Annotated in this window: 23 protein-coding genes, 5 tRNA genes and 1 pseudogene; 13 read left to right on the top strand and 16 right to left on the bottom strand. The window is 47.6% G+C overall.

Going from position 1 to position 23,109, the window contains the following annotated elements; genetic code table 11:
* Positions 1 to 147: 147 nt before the first annotated feature.
* Together J5A52_01535 and J5A52_01530 are read left to right on the top strand one after the other, a co-directional pair.
* A complete protein-coding gene (locus J5A52_01535; GenBank protein QUB37764.1) occupies positions 148 to 432 on the top strand; it encodes a hypothetical protein in 285 nt (94 codons plus the stop codon).
* A 194-nt stretch (positions 433 to 626) separates the two neighbouring features.
* A complete protein-coding gene (locus tag J5A52_01530; protein ID QUB37763.1) occupies positions 627 to 809 on the top strand; it encodes a hypothetical protein in 183 nt (60 codons plus the stop codon).
* Positions 810 to 832: 23 nt separating this feature from the next.
* Here the strand turns inward: J5A52_01530 and J5A52_01525 are convergent, their stop codons facing one another.
* Positions 833 to 1,633, bottom strand: a complete 801-nt coding sequence (locus J5A52_01525) for a replication-relaxation family protein (protein ID QUB37762.1) — start codon at positions 1,631 to 1,633, stop codon at positions 833 to 835.
* Positions 1,634 to 1,914: 281 nt separating this feature from the next.
* On the opposite strand from J5A52_01525, the gene J5A52_01520 reads away from it, so the two are divergent.
* From J5A52_01520 to J5A52_01510, 3 genes and pseudogenes are all read left to right on the top strand, one after another.
* Positions 1,915 to 2,127, top strand: coding sequence for a hypothetical protein (locus J5A52_01520; protein ID QUB37761.1), 213 nt, complete (start codon positions 1,915 to 1,917; stop codon positions 2,125 to 2,127).
* 29 nt (positions 2,128 to 2,156) lie between these two features.
* Positions 2,157 to 2,339 (top strand): hypothetical protein, encoded by a 183-nt coding sequence (locus J5A52_01515; protein QUB37760.1) that lies wholly within the window; start codon positions 2,157 to 2,159, stop codon positions 2,337 to 2,339.
* Positions 2,317 to 2,658 (top strand): annotated as a pseudogene (locus J5A52_01510) (recombinase family protein). Before J5A52_01515 ends, J5A52_01510 begins: the two are co-directional and overlap by 23 nt.
* Before the next feature lie 351 nt (positions 2,659 to 3,009).
* Here the strand turns inward: J5A52_01510 and J5A52_01505 are convergent.
* The 4 genes from J5A52_01505 to J5A52_01490 all read right to left on the bottom strand — a co-directional run bounded on the left by J5A52_01505 (position 3,010) and on the right by J5A52_01490 (position 7,678).
* On the bottom strand, positions 3,010 to 3,324 hold the full coding sequence (locus tag J5A52_01505) for a hypothetical protein (GenBank protein QUB37759.1): 315 nt from the start codon (positions 3,322 to 3,324) through the stop codon (positions 3,010 to 3,012).
* A 674-nt stretch (positions 3,325 to 3,998) separates the two neighbouring features.
* Positions 3,999 to 4,073, bottom strand: a tRNA-Glu gene (locus J5A52_01500).
* Between the two features lie 99 nt (positions 4,074 to 4,172).
* A complete protein-coding gene (locus tag J5A52_01495) occupies positions 4,173 to 6,278 on the bottom strand; it encodes a hypothetical protein (protein QUB37758.1) in 2,106 nt (701 codons plus the stop codon).
* Between the two features lie 47 nt (positions 6,279 to 6,325).
* Positions 6,326 to 7,678 (bottom strand): class I SAM-dependent methyltransferase, encoded by a 1,353-nt coding sequence (locus J5A52_01490; GenBank protein QUB37757.1) that lies wholly within the window; start codon positions 7,676 to 7,678, stop codon positions 6,326 to 6,328.
* A 46-nt stretch (positions 7,679 to 7,724) separates the two neighbouring features.
* On the opposite strand from J5A52_01490, the gene J5A52_01485 reads away from it, so the two are divergent.
* Complete coding sequence (locus tag J5A52_01485) at positions 7,725 to 8,096, top strand: response regulator (GenBank protein ID QUB37756.1); 372 nt, start codon at positions 7,725 to 7,727, stop codon at positions 8,094 to 8,096.
* Here J5A52_01485 and J5A52_01480 read toward each other — a convergent pair whose 3' ends face one another.
* Both J5A52_01480 and J5A52_01475 read right to left on the bottom strand, forming a co-directional pair.
* On the bottom strand, positions 8,097 to 8,909 hold the full coding sequence (locus J5A52_01480; protein QUB37755.1) for a bifunctional 5,10-methylenetetrahydrofolate dehydrogenase/5,10-methenyltetrahydrofolate cyclohydrolase: 813 nt from the start codon (positions 8,907 to 8,909) through the stop codon (positions 8,097 to 8,099).
* A complete protein-coding gene (locus J5A52_01475) occupies positions 8,906 to 10,471 on the bottom strand; it encodes a hypothetical protein (protein ID QUB37754.1) in 1,566 nt (521 codons plus the stop codon). Before J5A52_01475 ends, J5A52_01480 begins: the two co-directional genes overlap by 4 nt.
* Positions 10,472 to 11,138: 667 nt before the next feature.
* On the opposite strand from J5A52_01475, the gene J5A52_01470 reads away from it, so the two are divergent.
* Positions 11,139 to 11,294 carry a transposase gene (locus J5A52_01470; GenBank protein ID QUB37753.1) on the top strand — a complete coding sequence of 52 codons (156 nt, stop codon included), beginning with the start codon at positions 11,139 to 11,141 and terminating at the stop codon, positions 11,292 to 11,294.
* A gap of 317 nt (positions 11,295 to 11,611) precedes the next feature.
* Positions 11,612 to 11,688 (top strand) — tRNA-Lys (locus J5A52_01465).
* A 112-nt stretch (positions 11,689 to 11,800) separates the two neighbouring features.
* On the opposite strand, the gene J5A52_01460 is transcribed toward J5A52_01465, so the two are convergent.
* Positions 11,801 to 11,876 (bottom strand) — tRNA-Arg (locus J5A52_01460).
* Between the two features lie 62 nt (positions 11,877 to 11,938).
* Positions 11,939 to 12,013, bottom strand: a tRNA-Gly gene (locus J5A52_01455).
* 155 nt (positions 12,014 to 12,168) lie between these two features.
* On the opposite strand from J5A52_01455, the gene J5A52_01450 reads away from it, so the two are divergent.
* On the top strand, positions 12,169 to 13,233 hold the full coding sequence (locus tag J5A52_01450) for a transposase (GenBank protein QUB37752.1): 1,065 nt from the start codon (positions 12,169 to 12,171) through the stop codon (positions 13,231 to 13,233).
* A gap of 95 nt (positions 13,234 to 13,328) precedes the next feature.
* The gene (locus tag J5A52_01445; protein QUB37751.1) at positions 13,329 to 13,598 is read left to right on the top strand and encodes a hypothetical protein; all 270 of its coding nucleotides are present in this window, start codon (positions 13,329 to 13,331) and stop codon (positions 13,596 to 13,598) included.
* Here the strand turns inward: J5A52_01445 and J5A52_01440 are convergent.
* Positions 13,573 to 14,175 (bottom strand): hypothetical protein, encoded by a 603-nt coding sequence (locus J5A52_01440; GenBank protein ID QUB37750.1) that lies wholly within the window; start codon positions 14,173 to 14,175, stop codon positions 13,573 to 13,575. The genes J5A52_01445 and J5A52_01440 overlap by 26 nt on opposite strands.
* On the bottom strand, positions 14,172 to 14,951 hold the full coding sequence (locus J5A52_01435; protein ID QUB37749.1) for a hypothetical protein: 780 nt from the start codon (positions 14,949 to 14,951) through the stop codon (positions 14,172 to 14,174). Before J5A52_01435 ends, J5A52_01440 begins: the two co-directional genes overlap by 4 nt.
* A 197-nt stretch (positions 14,952 to 15,148) precedes the next feature.
* Here J5A52_01435 and J5A52_01430 point away from each other — a divergent pair, with 197 nt between their 5' ends.
* Together J5A52_01430 and J5A52_01425 are read left to right on the top strand one after the other, a co-directional pair.
* Positions 15,149 to 16,213: a transposase gene (locus J5A52_01430; GenBank protein ID QUB37748.1), complete on the top strand. Its 1,065-nt coding sequence runs from the start codon at positions 15,149 to 15,151 to the stop codon at positions 16,211 to 16,213.
* A gap of 53 nt (positions 16,214 to 16,266) precedes the next feature.
* A tRNA-His gene (locus tag J5A52_01425) sits at positions 16,267 to 16,343 on the top strand.
* 89 nt (positions 16,344 to 16,432) lie between these two features.
* On the opposite strand, the gene J5A52_01420 is transcribed toward J5A52_01425, so the two are convergent.
* Positions 16,433 to 17,956: a UDP-N-acetylglucosamine 1-carboxyvinyltransferase gene (locus J5A52_01420; protein QUB37747.1), complete on the bottom strand. Its 1,524-nt coding sequence runs from the start codon at positions 17,954 to 17,956 to the stop codon at positions 16,433 to 16,435.
* A gap of 121 nt (positions 17,957 to 18,077) precedes the next feature.
* On the opposite strand from J5A52_01420, the gene J5A52_01415 reads away from it, so the two are divergent.
* A complete protein-coding gene (locus J5A52_01415; GenBank protein QUB37746.1) occupies positions 18,078 to 19,352 on the top strand; it encodes a serine hydroxymethyltransferase in 1,275 nt (424 codons plus the stop codon).
* Between the two features lie 243 nt (positions 19,353 to 19,595).
* Here J5A52_01415 and J5A52_01410 read toward each other — a convergent pair whose 3' ends face one another.
* The 4 genes from J5A52_01410 to J5A52_01395 form a co-directional block, all read right to left on the bottom strand.
* Entirely contained in the window at positions 19,596 to 20,060 is a 465-nt protein-coding gene (locus tag J5A52_01410) for a prepilin-type N-terminal cleavage/methylation domain-containing protein (protein QUB37745.1), read from the bottom strand.
* Positions 20,061 to 20,152: 92 nt separating this feature from the next.
* Positions 20,153 to 21,904, bottom strand: a complete 1,752-nt coding sequence (locus tag J5A52_01405) for a hypothetical protein (protein ID QUB37744.1) — start codon at positions 21,902 to 21,904, stop codon at positions 20,153 to 20,155.
* 2 nt (positions 21,905 to 21,906) lie between these two features.
* Complete coding sequence (locus J5A52_01400; GenBank protein ID QUB37743.1) at positions 21,907 to 22,707, bottom strand: hypothetical protein; 801 nt, start codon at positions 22,705 to 22,707, stop codon at positions 21,907 to 21,909.
* A complete protein-coding gene (locus J5A52_01395; protein QUB37742.1) occupies positions 22,685 to 23,104 on the bottom strand; it encodes a prepilin-type N-terminal cleavage/methylation domain-containing protein in 420 nt (139 codons plus the stop codon). Before J5A52_01395 ends, J5A52_01400 begins: the two co-directional genes overlap by 23 nt.
* Positions 23,105 to 23,109 lie beyond the last annotated feature (5 nt).

The raw sequence follows: 23,109 nt of genomic DNA, 5'->3' as shown, positions 1-23,109 counted from the left end.
ACAGCTCGTACAAACCTATCAAGGTAGTGTTCGCCCATAAAAATCATTTGTCTTTTTGGATGGTATTTTCAGGAGAATCTCTACCTGTGACAGGTTTGCCGTGCGAGCTTGTACGTAGACTCCGTTACGTAAAGTAAAGGAGGAAATATGCCAATCGTAGCAAAGCAAGTAGCAGCCGCCACCGCTTATAGTGGGTGGAGTAATCGCGAGACGTGGGTAATGAATCTGTGGCTTGCGAACGACGAAACGTACTGCGATGAGGTGCGCCGCATTATCAAAACATGCGATGAATATGAACAAGCTGAGCAACTTGAGTCGTTGATTCGAGATGAACTTGAAGGCAGCTTAGAAGAATCAGGCTTGTTGGGCGACTTGCTCACAGCCTCTCTCGGTCGTGTCGGCTGGCAAGAGATCATAGAAAATAATCGCTAACTTCTCCGTCCTGGGTATGACGAGAAACTGCCCGAATAAAGAAAGCTTCAACTCTTGATCTCACACTCAATTCACACATCACCAAACAGCGTCCATACTTACCCCGCTCACTCGACATGCGCCTTACTAGCGCAGTCAAGATGAGCGGATGTAAGAATGAACGAGCTTAGGACGAAAGCTGGTGAAATTAGTTGATGAATCATTATCTTATTTCACAAAAAGACAAGCCAGCTAGCGCGCACTGCGCTGGCGCACAAAACGCGCCATCTGTCTGTCATTTGCGAAATAAGCCTAATCCTGAAAGCTGTGCGGCGGCTTTCGTACGACCATTGCAAGCTCGCCCGGGGCGCACTTGCAATCATCGCACGGCCGATTGACGCCCACGTATCCTCAAACTAATTCACAACCCATCTAATGAAAGGGGTTCGCCAGGCTCGTCAATATTCGACCAAATCGCAGAATCTTCACCCAGCAAACTCTCAGTCGTCGCCGTGTATATCTCGATTTCATCATCCAAGTCAAACCGGCTCCGCACGGCATGAGCAGCGCGCCGCAAGCGATTTTCTGCGGCTGGATTTTCCAGTAAAAACAGGAGCTTTGGTAAATCGCTGCCTGTCACGCCCCAGCCGCCGTCATCGAAAAATTCCATATAACTTACCAGGCGGCGGTTAATGGCACTAGGCGGCGTGTCTTTGGATACGACATCGAAGAAAAATCGCCGCAACCCGTCAGCCATTTTGAGTGACAAAAAGGCGTCGGGTGGATTGGTTGGAAAGTAACTATAAAGCGTCATTTCGCGCCGCAAAAATACTTTTAAGGATGGATGTTTGTGCTGCAATCTATTGGCGTGCGCATAGACTTCAACCACATGATTAACAAACGATTGACCAACGATTTTGTCGCGGTAGCTCGCTTTGATGATGGCGTCGGTGACGCGTTCGCTGCCATGAATTGATTGCAGCTGCCTAAGTCCTTTTGGTGTCAAATAATACGCCGCTGGCACACCTCGCAATTTGTAGCTTTTGTCATATCGTCTAGCCACAAAACCGTGCTTCATCAACACGTTCAACTTTTCAAACAAATTTGAACCCGACTTAATACCCAGACTATCCGCCAACAGTTGACGACTACCAAACCGATATTTGTACAGCGTTTCCAGTATGTCTATCTGCCCCTGCTTGAGAACTGAACGTTTGTCCATTTTCATTACCAGCCTTTCACGATTCCTTTCTAATATATTTATATACAAAGAAGAGAAAAATAGCAATAGATAACAGTAGTTTTATAGATGAATTATGCCGTATATCGATATTCGGTATATTTTACATCATAAAATAGATAAAAACTATTGAATATTTGTAGTACAAGTAGTACAATTTAAGTAGAGGTTTAATCATAAAACTGGCTCGTTAATAACACGAAAAACTAGGCTTCAAGCAGTAGCGCTTTTTGGCTATCATCCCATGTAGTATACTGGGGTTAATGAGCCAATCAAGAATTCAGCTACAAATCGACACGTCAAAAGAAGTGCGCAACCGGGCCAAAGCCGTTGCTTATAGTCAAGGCATGAGCCTGACGGAACTGGTGCTTAAGGCGCTAGCGACGGTTGGCGATAAAGAGTTGAAGCAGCTGATTGAAAAGGATTTGCAGGAGCGTTCTGGGCGCGGGCGTCCGCAGCAGCCTAAGCCTAGTTGATGTTATGACGAGTCGCGACAGGAGGGATTATGGCGCGACCAGAAGGAAGTAAAAATAAACCAAAAGCCCCGCTGGTGAAGCAATTTTCGTTCACGACCGAGCAGCGGATTAGGCTGGTGGCAAATTTAATCGTCGAGAAAATTATAGAAGATGGTGCGTTTGCCAAAAAGCTAATTACGATATTGGAGGATGATAAAAATGTCTCCAAATAATCAGCCGCGAATTGGTTTGCTGGCGATACGCGTTTCTTCTGACAAGCAAGGTCTTGACGGTGATTCGCCCGAAGCGCAGCGCGAGCAAGGCGAAGCTTACGCTAGAGCGCACAATATCATAATTACCGAGACGATTATTTTGCTTGAATCAGCGTCACACGAAACGCAGCCGATGCAAAAAGTAATCGACGCCTGCAAAGACAAAAGCAAAGGCTTTCAAGTCGTGCTGATTAAATCAATCGACCGCTTTACGCGCGGTGGCGGCGATTATTATTCGCCGTTGAAGAGACAGTTGACGCGGCTGGGTATCGCCCTTGAGGATATGTACGGCGTAATTGGTAAACAGCAAATTAACACGTTAGAGCACACCGGATTTAAGTATTATTGGAGCGAGTTTAACCCAACGCAAAAATCGGAATACTTGGAAGCAGAGCGTGCCAAAGACGAGATGCGCGACATCATGAGTCGGATGATTGGCGCGGAAATTCGCTACACTCAGCTCGGTTATTGGATGCGTCGTCCGCACTATGGTTTTCGCAGTGTTAAGGTGGATACGAAAAATGGTCGGCGTACGATTTTGAAGCCTGATGAGAACGAGGCGAAATTTATTATCAAACTTTTTGAAATGCGCGCCGCTCATATTTATACCAATCAGCAAATCGCGGACGAACTAAATTCGATGGGGTTTCGCTCGCGTGTTACGATTGTGCGCGATAAATATGACCGAACCAAAATTAAGCGGCAAATTGGCGGCAAGCAAATGACGGCCAAAATGATTGACCAATACGCTAGTAAACTGGTTTATTGCGGTATCATCAAAGAAAAATGGACGCACGACCAGCCAGTCAAGGCGCAGTTTGATGGATTGGTTAGCATCGAGCTTTTTAATGAAGCGAATCGCGGACGAATTTTTGTGGAAATTGACAGCCGCGACATGATAACCATCAAGCGTAGATCTGTGCCCGAGCATTTGAAAAATAAACAAATTTACAATCCAGAATATCCGTACAAACAGGTCGTTGCTTGTCCGAAGTGCGGCAAAACCCTTTCTGGCAGCGCTTCGCGTGGCAAGATGGGCGCGTATTATCCGGCGTATCATTGTAGTCGCAATGGGCATTATTTTCGCGTGCCCAAGCCCGAGTTCGACAAGACGATTGAGGATTTTGTACGGACTATTACCGTAAAGTCAGAGTACGTTGATGACATTATCGCTGCTATTGCCGAGCTGTGGCGCGAACGCCAAGCAAAGCAGCTAGAAGCTAATCAGCAGCGCCTAGAGCACCGCCAGAGCCTGCAAAACCAGATTCGGGCGACCGTGGACAAAATGCGCGTTGTTACGAGCAAAACAGCACTTACGTACTTGGAAGAGGATATCGTTAACGCCGAAAACGAACTAGCAAACCTAGACAAAGAAATCGCCAATCAGCCTAATTTGCAAGCCGAATTCAACCAAGTCTTGCAATACGCTAAATATATTTTGGAACACCTGCCAGAACTACTACTTGACCTCTGTAATCCCTTGCGAAAAGCCGCCTTTTTCGCCGCCATCTTTAACAAAATCCCCACCTACGATGAAATAAAGTTTGGAACTCACAAAAACAGCCCGCTACCAGAGGTAAACGAGCTGTTTCGTATCCGAATGGATGATAAATCCTTTGATGGTGACCTTACCGGGAATCGAACCCGGATTGCCAGGATGAAAACCTGGTGTCCTAACCGTTAGACGATAAGGCCGCAGAGGTAGGTATATGCCCTACGCAATTACTAAAGCGCGTTACTCTATTTTACCAGATGGCACTTTATAGCGCAAGCGCTCTGCCGCTAAGCAAAACGTTACGGAACGGTCTTTTTCGGCGGCTTTTCCAGCCGGCGAATCGGCAGTCGAAATCCAAAAGTACTACCTTTTCCAAGCTCCGACTCAAAAATAAGCGAGCCGCCGTGCCCGTGTATCACTTTTTTCGCAAGATACAGACCTATACCCGTACCGTCTGGGCGCTGGCGGCGGGCATTTTCGGCGCGGAAAAATTTCGTGAAAAGCCGCTTTTGCGCGTCTTTTGGCACGCCTATACCATGGTCGACGACTCGCAGTACTACATCGCCATCCTCAATCGACAAACGCACGCGTACTGTATCAGCGTTCGGCGAATAATAAATCGCGTTATCAATCAAATTCATAATCACCTGGCGCAATTTATTCTCATCTAAATACAATAGCGGAAAGCGCGCAGGCTTACGGAACCTCACATTCACCTTGTGCGCCGACGCTACCTGGCTGACATTCGCAACCTCTTCAGCGACCAGAGATACTAGATCTGTCTGCACTCGATCAATAACAAACTTGCCCGTTTGTAGCCGGCTCACGTTCAGAAAATCGCTGATCAAATGCACCATGCGCTCGCTGCTCGTAAAGGCTTCTTGCAATAACTGCCGCTGCGAAGCGCTGATTTCGCCCGCGTCGCCGTCGAGCACCATGCTTAAATAACCTTTAACGCTTGTGAGCGGCGTGCGCAGCTGGTGGCTCGCCATGCTCACAAATTCATCTTTTACCGTATCAAGAAACCGCAGCTGCTCGTTTGACCGGCGCAATTGTGCCGTCGCATCATTGACTTCATGCTCCAGAGTGCCAGCGAAGCGGCGAATTTCTTCCAAGCGAAAAATATTTAAGAGCGCTATTGATAATTGATCTGCCAGCACGCCAAACAAGGCTATATCCCGTTTACGATATTCGCGTTCATCTTTTCCTTCGCCAACTACTAAATAGCCGATCTCCTGTGTAGAGACGCAAAGCGGCAGGAGAACCGCGATACCGTGCATGCTAATTGTGCCATTCTGTTTGAGTTGCGTGATCGCATCGTACGCCATATGCGCCGTTAGTCGTTTACCGACGGCGTATGGTTTATGCTGCGCATCTTTGAAAACAACGGCGGCATAGCGCGGACGAAACATATCAGAGAACGCCCGCAGATACGAATGAAGCAGCGTATCAAGGTCGGTCGACCGTACAGTTAGCCGCGTCAGAACGTTGACCACATGCTCTGCGCTATACTTGCGATGATAAAAAATGCGCTCCGCATACCGATCAAACATTCGGCGAAGCGGCTGGAATGCAAACGCCGCCGCCAGCACGAGAATCGTATTGAGAATAAACATGCCCGACGATGGTTTTGACATTTGCGGCAAAAATACTTGCGACAATCCAAAAAACGCCGCACCATAGCAAGCTGCAAGCGTCACAATTAAACTCGCGTACGTCACCGCCTGCACCAAAAATGATTTTACATGCAGCATGCGGAAGCGCGCCATGCTGTACAGCGTCGTACCCAGAAATATTACCGACGCAAGCGGGCCAATCCAAATCCACCGATATTCGCCATAAAACGGCAGCACCAAATCAAACACAAACCCTGGAATACTCGTCGCAGCAATACCGCTCATATAATACAATCGGCGCACCCACATGCCCGATGAATAGTGCAGCCTCCGCCACAAATCTACACACATTGCAGCGAAAAAGTATGCGACAAACGGTACCGCAAACACGATATAGCCAATGCGGTTTACTTCTATCGTCCAACCGTTTGAGTCCAGCGTTATCGTAGTGATGATAAAATTCGGATACAACGCAAGCAATACAGCAATGATCGTCGTTGTCACGATCGGCACAATTGCCGCGTAACGCACAATCTTTCGCACGCGCGGATAGCATACGATGAAAAAAAGCAAAAGCGGCGCAAAACATGTCGCAGCAAAGTAGAATAACTTCGCACCGAGTCTCATCATTGAGGTGCTCGATCCATCCATAAATAGCGCCATACCAAACGACCATACTGCAAAACAAACAGCAATCAGACTAAACAGTACGTTCGCTGTTCGGCGCGTATTGCCATAGAGTGACAATCCTGCCAAAATCAGGTAGCAGATCGTCAATCCCACAAGCATTAGCACTATCACGATACTTTTATAGTACACGGTTTGAAAGAGCAGCGCTAGAGTTTGCGCGTGAAATATCCCGTGTAGACGCCGCTTGCAGTCACGCGTGCTTCGGTACGGTCAAGCGGGATTTTGCTTGCGTCAAGCATATCGGCCATGTCTGACAGGCTGCGGCGCCGGACTCTCGCCGGCCAGCCCATCGCATCCGCTAAAAAGTTTTTATGCGGACGATTTTCGTTTGTACTGCAATTCACAAGTAAGCCGCCCGTACCAAGTGCACCATACGCCTCGCACAGCAACCGTCGATACGGTATATCCGGCACATATTCGCCTAAACCGGAGTTTTCAATCACAGCCGGAACCCGTCCGCTCAAAATCTCTTTCAGGTCGAGCGGTTTTCCGATTTTATTGAATAACTTCCTGCAGTGCAACTCAATTGAGCCGCTCAATCCGCGCTGCTCCGCCATCTGCTGTGCGGCAGCGAGCGCGATTGGGTCTTGATCAATCAAAACGACCCGCGGCGTCTTGCCGTGCTCGTGCAATTGCTTTATCAATTCCAGCATTGGCAGCGCCGTGCCGCACCCCAAACTGACGATAATCGGCGAGTGCCCGACTTCTTCGTCCGCAGCAAATTCTGTGATCGCATCATTCACAAGCTTCATACGCTCGCGAATACCGATACCATCTGCACAATAGCGAATCACGTCCAAGAATTCCGCCGAATTTGAGGCATGCACAAAGTCGCCTAGGCGCTGCATCTTTTCGTCGGCACGCTTAACGCATTCCGCGGCACTCAGCGGCGGCAACCCGCGTACCACGCCGAAATTTTGCACCGTCGCCGCAACCGCCGAATGGAGTGACAATCCTGACAACTCTGGTACGTCATCACCAAAATGATGACTCAATATCCGCTCGTCGATCGGACTGCTCATAGTTGGATAGCCGTGGTGCTCAGGGTCATCGCTCGCTGCCAAATCAAACGCATTGACAATCGTCACAAGCGCCATCGCGCTGCCGCCTTGCCGCCACCATGCCTCCGCGTCAACCTGATCCGGTCCGTATAAATATTGCCGGCGCGCGTCTTCGACTGGATTGCTTGCATTGACATGGCTATCCCACGATCGGCGCAAAACCTCGCCCGACGCCAGGTAGCTAAAACGATGCGCAATGCCGCCCATCTCGCCCATGCGTGCAAGCTGCACTTTACCGTCGGCGACACTTAAATAATCAAGTACTTCTTTGATTTTTTCTGGGTTTTCATACGCTGGATCGGTGCGCTCAGCGATGCTCACCGGCAATCGCTCGCTTCCTGCTTCAACTTCTCCGTAAAGAGCTACAATCTCCGGGTTTAATTCCAACAACCTGCCGCCCATCGGCAATATTTCCGGTCGCTTCAGTCGATCCTGCATATTTTTGCTCCCCAGTCTTAGCTGTTTATGCTATTATATTAATAATATGACAAAGATTGCGATAATTGAAGACGACCAAGTGATCAACCAAATGTACCGCATGAAGTTTGAGGCGGCGGGGTTTGATGTCGCGACGGCTAGTGACGGCGAAGCAGGCGTTGCAATCGTAAAAAAGTTCCATCCGGATTTGATTCTGCTTGACTTGCAAATGCCAAACATGAACGGTGTTGAAGCGCTTTCGCTAATCCGCGCGTTGCCGAGCCACAAGCAGACGCCCGTCATCGTACTAACGAATCTCGGCGAAGAAGAAGCGCCGGATGGACTGCGCAAGCTCGGCGTGCATAGCTACATTGTGAAAGCCGATTTCACGCCGCGCCAAGTTGTTGAGCGCGTGAAACATGCGCTTAATATTCGCTAGTTACAGCTTATCTGCTCGCTTGAGGCAGTTCTCAATCAAATGATCAAATAGTACCGTGTATGTGAGCGGACCGACGCCGCCTTTTTTTGGCGTCATCGTTACATGTGTCATGGCACGCACGCTATCGTCAACATCACCAATAAGTTTGCCGTGCTCGCTTGCCGTACCAGCGTCTACCACCACCGCGCCAGGTTTTATCATGTCTGATGTAATTAACCGCGGCACACCCGTTGCCGTTACAATCACATCAAACCGCTGCATATCGCAAAGCGGCGTTTGATCATCAAATACAGTAATATTCAAGCCGCGCTCGCCCCACAATTTCGCAAGCGGCGCGCCGACTAGCTTGCCCCGCCCCACAATCGCAATTACTTTGCCTACCAAGTCGACATCATAGCCCGCCAAAAGCCAATCAATCGCCTGTGCTGTCGCACTCGGAAATATAGCGCGCTCGCCCAGCCCATCAACGTCTTTTTCCGGTGCAATCGCATTGCAAATCTCGCTCGTACCCGCCGGATCGTCAAGCGGCAACTGCACGATAATACCCTGAATTGACGCGTCATCATTTGCCTGCTGCACTACGTTAATCATATAGCGCTGCTCTACCGCCGCAATCTCAACGTCAATCAATATATCGCGCGCATACCGCCGCTTCATGCGCACATACGTCGCGATAACGTCGCTCGCTGTTTTACTCATCACGATCAACAATTTTGGAGTAATATCATGCTCTTGCCGCAAATTCCGCACTTGCCGCAGTTGGCGTACTTTGATAAATTGCTGCAGTTCGCGCCCATTTAGCTCCCGCGTCATGTAATGCGATCCTTTCTATCGTCAATAAATGCCGACCATTGCCGCACGAGGCGCAAAATCGTTTTGAGCGGCAACTCAATCAACATATCTAAAATAATTGATACGATGTTAACTTGCGCATATTTATCGCTCATCCAGCGCCCTGCTACGACAAACGGCAAATAAATTGTATCGCGAACGAACGTCAGCCCGTTACTCGCGCTGCGCACAATCTCCAGATCGCGAATCATGCGGCTCAAGCGAAAGCCCAAGAAGCTCGCCGCTGAGAAGAAAAAGAAGAATATCGCAATATGCACAAGCGAGAAGTTAAGCAGCAGCAATATCCATATCGTTGCCGCAAATACCACCAAGCTGGATGTACCATATAACACCGAGAAAACTACACTGTATTTCTTGCCACCTAATTGCCGGCGTACAAGCGTCGTGCTGTCGCTATACAACATCGTATCGACACGACTCACTAATGCCGACGTATTCGCATAGCCCGGCGTATTGAGCGTGAACCGCAACAACACCATATAAACCGGTGGAAAGAACAGGTTAATAATCAACGGCTGCCACAAAATCGCGCCATGCGCCCACATATCGTAAGGCACTTCAATCGCGATGCCAATTAAGAATTTCGTAATGATCAAAAACATTACGCTGCGCATAATCGCACGATTGATGCGTCCCATGATATTCGTGTATTCTTTGGTAACTTGCTGCTCAAACGCCTCCAAAAAAACTTCGCGCTTCAATAATAGCTCCGGTACGTCTTCGCGGGTCTCCATCATGCGGCGTACAATTCGCAGGGGCGCGCCCTGGCGGTCGACAATCCGATACAGTTCATCGTCCACCGAACCTTGCAGCAGCGCATCAATCTTTTGATTGTATGCCACAAACTGATCTAAGTGCTCCACTGATACACCGTAGCGTAATAGCAGCCCGGCACGCGCCGTCGCTGTATCAGATTTCATCAGCGCGCGGTGAATCGCGACATAAAGCGCTGCGCCGTACTCATCGCGCGTCGTTTTCGACACGGCGTCGCGCGGGATCGCCTGCTCGAAATACTCGTATGCAAAATCCATAAACGCCACGTCGCGTTCTTTCGGTGCGATGAGCTGCGCTACTCGCACCGACAGCGTTTCAAGCACCCAGCTCGTCGACCGGTCGGCGTTAATACTGCGGCGTTTCTGCAGCTTTTCAAATGCCACATAGTGCTGGCACGCCAACTCCGTTATTGCTTCGATTTGCTCTGGAGCGACGTTATCATTTGGGATGTAACCCGCAAACGTCAGTTCAATTACCAACTCAGTACCGCTCTGGCGCACAAGCGTTTCGTCGCGTACGATAAATAATTGTTTGAAAAACCGGCGAATCGCATTTTGCAGCAACAAATGCTCGTCGGTATTTTCAGCAGCATTACGTAGTTGCTCATATGCTGCAGTAAACGCACCGCCCGCCCCGACAACATTGTACTTTTCCGCCTGCGCTAACGCTTGCCGGCGCGCATCGCTCCGTTTTTGAGCGTTCAAAATGCCCGCGCGCACATGTTTACCGATTATATTGAGCTGCGACATACTGCTATATTATCGCGCATTTTTGCCGATATGGCAATCATAAGCACTGTGGGTACTCTAAACTAAAACGGAACATCCCAGTAAAATTAATTCTAACTATATGCTACTAGCGTAATCAAAGAAAGGATGTCCCGTACGTCTACCATACCAAACTTTGCTAGCAATAAGAAATGCTGGCAGCTCATTAATAAACTAGTCTTTGGAGAGGATGTACTGTGTCCGCTCTGTAGGTGTAAACTACACGAGAATTACTTACTTAGATATCTATGGTGCAAGGTATGCCGTAAGAGAGTATAAGAGCTACCGCTTGGAAGGGTTCATGGCTATACGGCATGAAGATAAGCTCTAAACAGCTATTCATACTGTTATGGTGCCCGGCAAACTAAGAAGAGCCTAGAAGCTACGAGGTTATTAGCTAAAGTAAGCTATCCTACAGTCTCTAGATGGTTCTCTCGAGTTTAGAGATAAGCTACCAGATACCGTACCGCTGCTAGAAGGCCTAGTTCTAGGCAGATTGAACAGCTACTTTGCTAAGCTAAAGAGTAAACAAGCAACCTATATAGTAACAGGCGCTATAGAACCAAGTACTGGACGTAAAGCTAAGTAAGCCTAACCTAACCCTTACGTATTACAGGAAGCTTCTATAACGGCAGAGATAGAGATGTACTTGAAGAATTCATTCTGGGATGCTGTTAAGCCTGGCAGCTTAGTTATTACAGACAAGTGGTATGCCTACAATGAACTACCGCTTCTAGGCTACTGCCATGAGAGCCATAACCATAGCAAAGGAGATTATGGTAATACTAATACTAAACAAAGCTGAACTAATGTGGAGTATAACTAAGAGACATATGAGAAAGCTCTACGGACAACGTACACTAACACACCAACTACAAGACTTATGTAAAGAATGGATGGCTGGGAGCCAACCATTCTGAGTTATTTAAAGATCCGCTAACATATCTACGATTTACGCTTGTTCCAGGTTAGTTGACTGTACCAGCACTGTGCTGAGTCTTTACTAATTTACCAAAACGTGCTACAGTGAAAAGATACAGGTTTAGTTTGCTAAGAAAATCACAGTCAGACAACTAAAGTCTCTATGGCGAGCAAACAAGCGCGTATAATTTAAACAATAATGGGTCAGTAGCTCAGCTGGTTAGAGCACCTGCCTCTTAAGCAGGGTGTCGAGGGTTCGAGCCCCTCCTGACCCTCCACGAAAAAACCATCCTTCGTCCGGGTGGTTTTTTCGTGAGAGAAGAATAAACTAAGGTGTTTATCTCTTTTAATTTTCTACAAATGAAACTACATGTACAGCGACTCAAACACTGGTACCCCGGGTAGGAATCGAACCTACGGCCAAAAGCTTAGAAGTCTCTTGCTCTATCCACTGAGCTACCGGGGCGCTACATCTATTATAGCAAATACCGCGCCACGCGGACGACCAAATCTCAGAAAATTCCATTTTGGTGCGGGTGCGGAGAATCGAACTCCGATCTCAAGTTTGGAAAACTTACATACTAACCGCTGTACTACACCCGCGAATGGTTATATTGTAGCATTTTTGCGGCATGTAATAAATAGGACGCCATCTCGTCCGCGCCCCATGTACCATGTCCCCCCTCAAACAGATCGTGAACACTCTAGCCTTTTGTAGAATAGTTATATAAACCAACGTAACTATTAGAAAGGAAGAGATGATGCGCGGTAAAATCGGCACGTTCACGACCTGTAATTCAATCATACCAAACTTTAAAGAGCTATACAGGATTTATCCTAAGAAGCTTTCGAGAGAGGCAAAGCAAAGGCTTAGGGTACTGGATTATTTCTATAACAAAGCTCATAAAAAGGTAAGCGTAACCGCTAGATATTTTGGCGTGTCTCGAACGTATGTATATAAATGGATAAAAAGGTATAACCGATGGGATTTAGCCGCGCTAGAAAGCAGAAGCCGAAGACCAAAACGCGTACGTACGGTTCAGTACGATACGCATGCGGTGAATACCATCCGGAAGATTAGGCGGGAATATCCCAGCTTCTCTGCAGTGAAAGTATCTGTTATTTTGCTGAGAGACTATGCCATAAAGCTTTCCTCGGCTACGGTGGGCAGAATTATTCGGAGGTTTAACCTGTTCTTCTCTAAAACTATGGCGCTGCATAGAAACTTATCTAAAGCCGCCGCCAAAGGCTGGCAGACGCGTAAAGCGAAAGAGCGCTTGCGGCATTATCTCAAACCGGATCGTCCCCGGCACATCATTGAATTCGATATGAAACACATCAAGAACGGCGGCGTTAACCAGTATGCTCTTTGCGCTATAGATACTTACACCAAAGAAGCGCTTATTCACATCAGCTCCTCTTGCACGGCGCGGCAAGCCAGCATTGCCATGCAGAAAGTACTTGATCGCTTCGGCGCCAACATCACCATAGTCTGCGATAACGGCAGCGAAAACTTTGGCGCAACCTTTGATTTGCTGGCTCGCAGCAATGTCCGCCAACTATTCGCTAGGCCTAATACGCCAAAGGATAAGCCTCACATTGAAAACTTCATTGGCAAATACCAGAAAGAATGCCTTAATGAATCCGACAATAGGCAATACAGCGTCAAAGAACGCCAGCTAGAAGCCGACAAATGGCTAAGCGACTGGCATTTCTACAGACCTCACCAGGCACTTAACTGCCTAACCCCAGCTGAATACTGTGATACAATTGGCATAACTGTTTTACAAAGAGGCTACTTTGTACGCGATGCGGTGAGTTAGGACAGTCACCATAGAATAATTCATCAGTCTATGATGAATTTTTTAATGTCCATATAAATTAGCCGACTTTCACTGTAAGTTATCCAACATCGGCAGTGCTTACTACCAGGCGATATTGTCAGCATACGATTGCCGCAATCTTTTGCGCAGAACTCAAGCTTGAGCCGCCATGTTCGCTGATGGCGCGGCTGACTGATCGCGATAAAGTTGATTATCCGCCGGTTGATTGGGATGATTTGGCGGCACTGTTTGATATGATAGCTTTTTCTAAAGATAGCGATGATGATAGGTGTGTGGTCGAGAAAGATATGGATGTGATATATCGGAAAGCTTTGCGGATTATTGAGGCGGCGAAGTCAGGTTAGCCGATATACGCCCACCAAATACTATCAATCCCGCTGCAATCGTTAGTCCATGACCGAAAGTTGGCAATTGCTGATAGTTAATGTTCGCAAATTTACTATTGTTTGACTGTTTTATGCAGCGGTTATTTAGTCGACTATCAGTCGGCGGTACGACTTGGTCGCGTGTACTGTAAAAGGAAGTGATGCGCGTGAATTTTGCTTGCATGCCAGGCAGATTGCTGGCTAATTCGCTAATCGCTCGGGCAAGCGTATCGTTTTTCAGGCGCTGTCGATAAACATACGGCGTGGCAATTGTCGCAATGCCTTTAATTCTATCGTTGTTATCCATTGCCAGAGCATTCAATACCGCCACGCCACCTGCACTTGCACCGATGATATATATGTCCCCATTTAGATCACGTATATAATTGTTCAGGCGATTTTGCTTATCGTGGTAATTGCTCGTTGGGTCCTCCCAGCCGAACGTGAAAACATGCGGGCGAAACCCGCGCGCTCGCCACAAAGGACAAACCAGCTGGTATAACCATTTGCGATCACCTAGACCAGGGATAAGGATGATATGAGGTGTCGCATTCAAAACGTCTCTCCAAATTTTTCTATAAATTGATTATGTAATCGAGAAGTTATCTCCATTGAGGATAATTTATCCACGTCGGGAAATAATTCATCTATTGTGCCGCATTTACCAAATCGCAACGTTATTTCTTGCGACTTGTCAGATGTTTTACCGTTGCAAGCTTTTGCCACTGCACTCATAAGGCGCCAGCGTGAAAAATCATCGAAACGAAAGGGAATTATTTTTACACTATCTCTGTTAGACGGGTCAACTTTCTTAATAATTTCACCTACGCCTCGTTTCCACCGTGCACTACAGGCATCTACGACACCGCCTGCAGGGTAAATAACCACTGCTTCTTTTTCTTGTATATAGCAAGAAGCTTTTTCTAACGTACTACCATTTATCTCTCTAATTTCCGACTCGCTTGGCAAGAAGCTTCTTTTGGTGAGACGCCAGAATAAATCTCTATTAAAAATATTTTTTCTATCTCTTGACAAGGTTCTTGGAATTACAGGCAACGTAAGACCGGATGCTGTGGCTGCTAAATGACCCATAATTCGCGCTTGCATAGAAAAAGGCTTTGCTACAAAATGAACATTTTTCTTTTCTGAATCACCAAACTTTGCGAGTAAAGGCAGATATTCAATGCCTTGTCTATGATCACCTACAAAGAGCGTCCCAGAGTCGCTATCGTCAAGTTGCTCCAGTTGGTCGTCAACGGTGATGGCTATTTTAGCTACTTCAAACAGTTTAGATACTATACTCGTACATGAAGCGTCGCACTCTCTTGACAAGCCACGAATATGTTCGAGACGACTCAGGATAGGAAATGGGGGGGGGTGGAGGGGTTGTATATTTATCAAGTTTATTCACGATTATTATTTCTCTGTCAATTAGTATATCACAGATGTCCCCCCTCAAACAGATCGTGAACACTCCAGCCTTTTGTAGAATAGTTATATAAACCAACGTAACTATTAGAAAGGAAGAGATGATGCGCGGTAAAATCGGCACGTTCACGACCTGTAATTCAATCATACCAAACTTTAAAGAGCTATACAGGATTTATCCTAAGAAGCTTTCGAGAGAGGCAAAGCAAAGGCTTAGGGTACTGGATTATTTCTATAACAAAGCTCATAAAAAGGTAAGCGTAACCGCTAGATATTTTGGCGTGTCTCGAACGTATGTATATAAATGGATAAAAAGGTATAACCGATGGGATTTAGCCGCGCTAGAAAGCAGAAGCCGAAGACCAAAACGCGTACGTACGGTTCAGTACGATACGCATGCGGTGAATACCATCCGGAAGATTAGGCGGGAATATCCCAGCTTCTCTGCAGTGAAAGTATCTGTTATTTTGCTGAGAGACTATGCCATAAAGCTTTCCTCGGCTACGGTGGGCAGAATTATTCGGAGGTTTAACCTGTTCTTCTCTAAAACTATGGCGCTGCATAGAAACTTATCTAAAGCCGCCGCCAAAGGCTGGCAGACGCGTAAAGCGAAAGAGCGCTTGCGGCATTATCTCAAACCGGATCGTCCCCGGCACATCATTGAATTCGATATGAAACACATCAAGAACGGCGGCGTTAACCAGTATGCTCTTTGCGCTATAGATACTTACACCAAAGAAGCGCTTATTCACATCAGCTCCTCTTGCACGGCGCGGCAAGCCAGCATTGCCATGCAGAAAGTACTTGATCGCTTCGGCGCCAACATCACCATAGTCTGCGATAACGGCAGCGAAAACTTTGGCGCAACCTTTGATTTGCTGGCTCGCAGCAATGTCCGCCAACTATTCGCTAGGCCTAATACGCCAAAGGATAAGCCTCACATTGAAAACTTCATTGGCAAATACCAGAAAGAATGCCTTAATGAATCCGACAATAGGCAATACAGCGTCAAAGAACGCCAGCTAGAAGCCGACAAATGGCTAAGCGACTGGCATTTCTACAGACCTCACCAGGCACTTAACTGCCTAACCCCAGCTGAATACTGTGATACAATTGGCATAACTGTTTTACAAAGAGGCTACTTTGTACGCGATGCGGTGAGTTAGGACAGTCACGTGACAATCAGTACAGCATCTGATATACTGAGACGGCGATCGTGGCGGAAGTAGCTCAGCTGGTTAGAGCGCTGGATTGTGGCTCCGGAGGCCGTGGGTTCGAATCCCATCTTTCGCCCCAAACAAAATACCGAGGTTCTCCTCGGTTTTTTGCTTATTTTAGAAGCGCTATATCCTATCGCGCTACGGAATAAAACAGCAAGTGCCGCATTATTCCCATACCGTCTCAATCTGCGCACCGAGCGAATTGAGCCGCTTAGCAATTGCTTCATAACCACGGTTAATGCTATACACATCGCGCAGCAGCGACACGCCAGGAGCCGCCATCATAGCGAGCAAAATCACCACGCTCGGACGCAGCGCTGCCGGCGCAATAATATCTGCCGGTTTCCAGCGCGTCGGACCGGTAATATACACACGATGCGGGTCAACCATTTCAACACGCCCGCCTAGTTTGCTAAGCTCCGTGAAATAGATCGCGCGATTTTCATAGCTCCAGTCGTGAATCAATGTGCGACCATCAGCAACCGTCGCGCATAGCCCCAAAAACGGCAGGTTATCCATATTGATACCAGGAAACGGCAACGCGTGAATTTTATCTTTCGGCGCGTGCAGCTTAGATTTTTTCAACGTAATATCTACCAACCGCGTCCGTCCATTGCGTGCCATATATTCAGGAGTCATATTATACTGCAGCCCCATGCCAGCGAGTGTCGCCAGCTCTAACTCCATAAATTCAATCGGGACGCGCGCCACCGTAATTTCCGACCCCGTCACGATACCTGCCGCTACGAAACTCATCGCTTCAATCGGATCTTCGCCTGGATAATATTCCACTGTTTTGTTGATTGATTTTACGCCGCGGATCGTCAGCGTCGTCGTGCCAATGCCATCAATATTCACACCGAGTGCCTGCAAGAAGAAGCAAACGTCCTGCACCATGTAGTTCGGGCTGGCGTTGCGAATAATCGTCACACCGTCGTAAAGCGCCGCTGCCATGATGACGTTTTCAGTCACAGTATCGCCACGCTCAGTCAAAACGATAGCACGGTCAATTGCCTGCGACTTACTCGTTGCAACATAGCGATCGCTTGTCGCTTGCACCGATAGCCCAAACGGCGCAAGCCCAGTCATGTGCGGCTCAACTGTGCGCGTACCAAGATTGCAACCACCGCTAAATGGCAATTCAAACGTACTATATTGATGCAGCAATGGTCCAAGGAACATAATAATGCTGCGTGTGCGTTTAGCAGCGTCGACATCCATATTTACTAAATCCAGCCGCTTTGGCGGATTGATTTCAAGGTCATTGTGCTCCAGCCAGCGACATTTCACGCCAATACTTTCAAGCACTTCAATGATACGGTTGACTTCTTCAATTCGCGCAACGCGCCGCAGTGTCGTCTTTCCTTTGTTTAGCAGGCTAGCACAAAGCAATGCAACCGCAGCATTTTTGCTGGTCTTTACTTCTATACTGCCATGCAATTCACGCCCGCCCGTCACGCGGAAATTAGTTTTGCCATAATTATTGATACGGACAATCTCGCACGATAGCACATCGCCGATGCGTGCAATCATCTCAAGACTGATATTTTGTCCGCCTTTCTCAATACGGTTGATTGCCGACTGGCTCGTACCAAGCGCTTCGGCAAGCTCACTCTGTGTCATACCACGCGATTGGCGGTTTTCTTGAATTAATGTTCCAATATTTTTAAGATATTCCGACGTCTTCATGGCATACATAATATACCTGATGTGATATATTGTCAAGTATTTCAAAACACGCTATACTAAACACATGATCTAGCAACGATTTCACTGCTTTTGACAAATAAACGTAATGGAGGTACAGATTATGAATGATGATATTGTTGCGGCACTTATCGACGGCGAAGCAAAACGCCAACGAGAAGGATTAGAGCTAATCCCTAGCGAAAACTACGTCAGCCACTCGGTGCGGCAAGCACTCGGCAGCGTGTTTACAAACAAATATAGCGAAGGCTACCCCGGACACCGTTACTACGGCGGACAGGAGTTTACCGACAAGGTTGAACAGCTTGCCATTGACCGCGCCAAGCGATTATTCCACGCCGACCACGCCAACGTACAGCCGCATAGCGGCGCGCCAGCAAACGAGGCGGTATATAGCGCATGGTGCCGCCCGGGCGATACAATTTTAGCAATGGATTTGAGCCACGGCGGGCATCTCACGCACGGCTCACCCGTCACACGTAGTGCACAGTTGTATAATTTTGTACCATACAAGATGAAAGATCCTGCGACGGGCGAAATTGATTACGACGAAATTCGCCGCCTGGCGCGTAAATATCAACCAAAAATCATCCTGGCAGGCTTCAGTGCGTATCCGCGCGAGCTAGACTGGGCAAAGTTCGCCGAGATTGGGCGGGAAATTTCTGGCTGTTTGCTAATGGCTGATGTAGCGCACATTGCGGGTTTAATCGCAGGCGGCGTAGCAGCGAATCCGCTTGACCACGGTTTTCATGTCATGACCACGACCACGCACAAAACGTTACGCGGACCACGCGGCGGACTGATTTTAAGTATGGGCACGGTAAGCAGCCCGCTAAAAAAACCTGAAAAAACACTTGAGAACATTCCGACATTGATAGACCGCGCCGTGTTTCCAGGCGCACAGGGCGGACCGCACATGAATACAATCGCCGCTAAGGCAGTGGCGTTTGGCGAAGCGCTGCAACCAGAGTTCGCAGAATATGCACGCAATGTAGTAACAAATGCGGCGCAGCTAGCGGACGAACTACGCAAACGCGGCTTTATCCTGGTGACTGGAGGTACAAGCAACCATTTAATTCTAGCAGATGTGCACCGGAGTTTCGGTATAGACGGCAAGGCGGCGGAGCAGGCGATAGACAAAATCGGGCTGACACTAAACGCCAACGCTGTGCCAGACGACCCGCTGCCGATGTTTCGCCCCAGCGGCATCCGCCTCGGTACGCCAGCCCTAACTACGCGCGGCTGCACGCCGAGCGACATGCCGCAAATCGCCGAATGGATGAAGCAAGCGATAGACGCGCGCGACGACGATACAGCGCTCGCGAAACTGCGGAGCGAGGTGCGGGAATTTTGTTTGCGGTTAAAGGATATGAGCTAGTAGCTGCGGTAGGAGCGCGGTTAGGGTTTGCATCTGTAGGTACGCTCTCTTTGAGGGGTTGTTGTATATTTGTTAGATTGTTTTGGCGGTGCGGATGTATAGTGTGTCTATAGTGATAAAAACGTCTTTTTCTGATGACGGTCAGTGCAAAATTTCAAGCAGTGTGACGATAATATCTCTAAATAAAATACCCCGTATAGTAACGAGGTATTTTATTCTACTGTGTACAGTTATTAAAGAGTGTTAACAGCTACCACCGATGTCACCAATGTCGCGAGACTTTGGGTTACTGGATTCCTGCCAGTCATGATAAAAGATTCGAGCACCTTTTCCACCATTGCATTGCTTATAAAAAACTGTATTAGCTTTGGTTGGTGCGCTACTAAGAGCGGTGTCTGATGCGGCCACTTCAACACTGGTTGGCGTTAAGTAGTACGATTTGCCTGAATCCACAGTAACAGTAGTAGCGCCATCGCTGCCGCCTGTAAGATAGACTAATTTCTTCGGGTATGAACCTTCCTCTGTGTTATACAGCTCAGCTTTCTTGCCAACAGTTTCAGCTGCCGATTTAGCTGCCGAAGTCTTTGCCTGATTTTGCAAACCATTATACGCAACGAGTGATACAACGGTGAGAATAGCGATAATCACGATCACGATGAGAAGCTCAACGAGCGTAAAACCGCGGTTTTTGATTTGTGTAGTAGTCACGATTAAGTGCCCCCTATTTATTACGTTTGATTTATATATTGATGATACTACAGTTATAAAGTAAGCGCAAGCATTTTTGATGCACGGCTCACTCAATATATATAGCGGTTCTTTGCAGGGCGAAGAAAAAGAGATTCGGTAGGGGTCGCCCTATTCACATGCGTATTATCGCCTATTTGACCGTTTGAGTTGTTGCCCCAACAATATGTTCTGTCATTTGACACGGTCGCGCAGCCGCGGTTAGCGCCGGCACCAAGTTTTTCAACAACCTCTCCTGCTGGTATGCCATTACTGCCCGTAACGACAGGAGTGGGGTTAGGAATGCCATCATTGACAGATGTAAACGCACCATTGCCAACCTGCCCTTTATTACTTCGACCCCAACAATAGACCTTGCCCGCGGAAGTAAGCATGCATGTGTGATATAATCCAGCCTGAATATCCTTGACATCGCTTTTACTGACACCTGCTGGCAATTTAACTTTTTTTGGCACCGTAACAAGCGGTCCGCCAGCCACACCATCGCCAATCTGGCCATAATAATTACTCCCCCAGCAATAAGGCCCCTCTGACGTCAATGCGCAAATATGCGTATAGTTTGGAGGGTTTCCTCCCCATTGAGACCAGCCATCTTGCGTTATTGATAATACGCTAATGCCATCAAGACCTCCAACGGCCGTTGGATATGTAACGTATGAACTAGTTATTCCTCTACCTGTCTGCCCGGCATCGTTTGGACCCCAGCAGTAAGCCTTTGCATCTGCAATCGCGCACATGTTGTAAGATCGGCTTCCTGACGATGAAAGAGCCGTAGCGGTATAACCTACTGGCAAGCCTCCGGGAAGACCGCTTGCGACTTGCACTGGTGTATCAAACATGATCTGGCCTGAGTTTGCGCCAACGCTACCACGCTGATTAAAGCCCCAGCAATATATTTTACCCTCAGCAATAGCGCACGACGTATTGCCGGTACCGCCAATAGCAGTAACAGTCTTACCGAGCAACGCACCCTTAACTTCTACCGGCACATTTGAATGAGCCGTTGAATGAACCCCCGGAGACGACACCGGACCGATACCAAGTCCTCCAAAAGGATTATAGCCCCAGCAATACACTTTTCCCTCGGCAAGCGCGCACGAATGATACTGCGCAGTAAATAAATCATCAATCTTTTTGCCGGCAAGCACTCCAGGATCTTTACGTACTCTCACAGGAATAGGAGAATCTATATCCGGCAAAGGAGCATCAACATCGCCGCTGCCAAATGATTTTCCATTTCCAAGCTGGCCATAACGATTCGCCCCCCAACACCAGATATCATCTGATATAATGGTACACGTTCGATAATTGCCGCTCATTATTTTTTTCGGAACACCGTCCATTGGCCAAGTGACCGTCTTTTTAATAGTTGTTGTGTAGGTACGATAAACACCACCTCCAGAGATCAGTTCTGTTTTACCTATAGCAGAGATTTGAGCAGAGTGCTTGTAGCCGTAGTCCAAATGCCCAACAACAAAAGTAGTCCGCACATGCCCGTCGTTAAACACAAACTTATTTGCCGGGTATACGCCTGCTGTTCCTTTACAGTCGCTGTCTGGCGTAAGAGGATGTGAGGACGACCAACTCTGTAAATGGCGATTGATATCCAAACAAGCATTTGCGTATGCCGCACCCGCCTCGCCCGCCTCTTCTGCAAGCTTTAGGTAATAACTCTCTTGCGTATTAACATAGAGCGCAATAACAACACGATAAACGCCAAATAATACAGTTAATACAACAACCGACATAAGCATCGTAAGAGCAAGCGAAAATCCAAACGTTTGTTTTTTATCGCTATTATTCATAACTAATTAATCCTCGTTACTAATAGTGTTGTAGATTGCGTATTATTACTTGGCGGCGCGGCTACCGTCAGCGAAATACTAACGCTGCTAGCCTCAACTAAATAATCTTCACCGCCAGCCGCATATTGATGCTCAACCGGTGTACCATCATCTTTAAGATATTGGACCGTAAATGCTTGAACATTTTTTGCGATCGCTTCATCGCGCGCCTGGCAAATAGCGGGCTTGCTCGCAGTAAAGACGCTTGCAGGGCACGATTGTTTCTGGGCAACATTTTGCCCCGGACAGCGCGGCGAACTCATATCAACGAGAATACGCCGGTATAAAACAGCATCTTTGACAAAATATACCGTACGGTACTGTAATTTTGGCAGATATTCTGGTTCTAAGCTGCAATTATAAAATGTGGTTGGCTTATTAATACGAACAAGACGACGAACCGATGACACATCGCGCCGATTACTTGCATAGCTTGATAGAATCAACGTTCGCGCATTCGGACCGGTTCCAGTGTAATTCCAAGTGTAATTTGGAACCATTGTACCGCCGCGTCCGTAGAGGTCGTTGTACGGCGTGCTAGTCGCGCCATTAAACTCAATACTATACCGTACGTCTTTTTCTATAATATCCATAGCAGTCTGCAACGCTGTTGTCGTTTGCGAACGAGCCTTGCTAATAAACACCTCGTGGTATGCATTCGTAAGCGCAGCACCAAATATCACAACAATAATGCTAAATACCGTGATTGAAACAACAAGTTCAACAATTGTATAACCGTAATTAAAATGCCGCGTACGAGGCATGTGTTACCTTTCTGTGGTCTGGACCATATGTAACAGTTGATTCAACTCTGATTGGCATACCGATACCGCTCGTGCCGCCGCCGCATAGATATGGCGCGGTGGCAACAACTTTTTGCAATACAGGCGCAGCCAGACCCTCTATTGCGGCAGTTTTATCAATGAGTGTTTTAGGTTTCGCAACACCGCCGACAACCTCACACGCAAACCACGTTGGCGGATTCTCATTAACATACTTGCGTAAATTGTTATATGCTATATCGCTCGCGATACGATGCTGAACTTGTTGAATAGATAGTCGGCTCACACTCGTTTGCAGACGTATAATACCAGCAACAAGCACCGACGCCACAAACAACGTGACAGCCACCTCAACGATCGTAAAACCTTTTTCGTTCACACGCC

Source organism: TM7 phylum sp. oral taxon 349 (assembly GCA_018127705.1).
GTDB lineage: Bacteria > Patescibacteriota > Saccharimonadia > Saccharimonadales > Saccharimonadaceae > Saccharimonas.
Note: the sequence above shows the minus strand (reverse complement) of the source record. Positions and strands in the feature narration are given on the sequence as shown.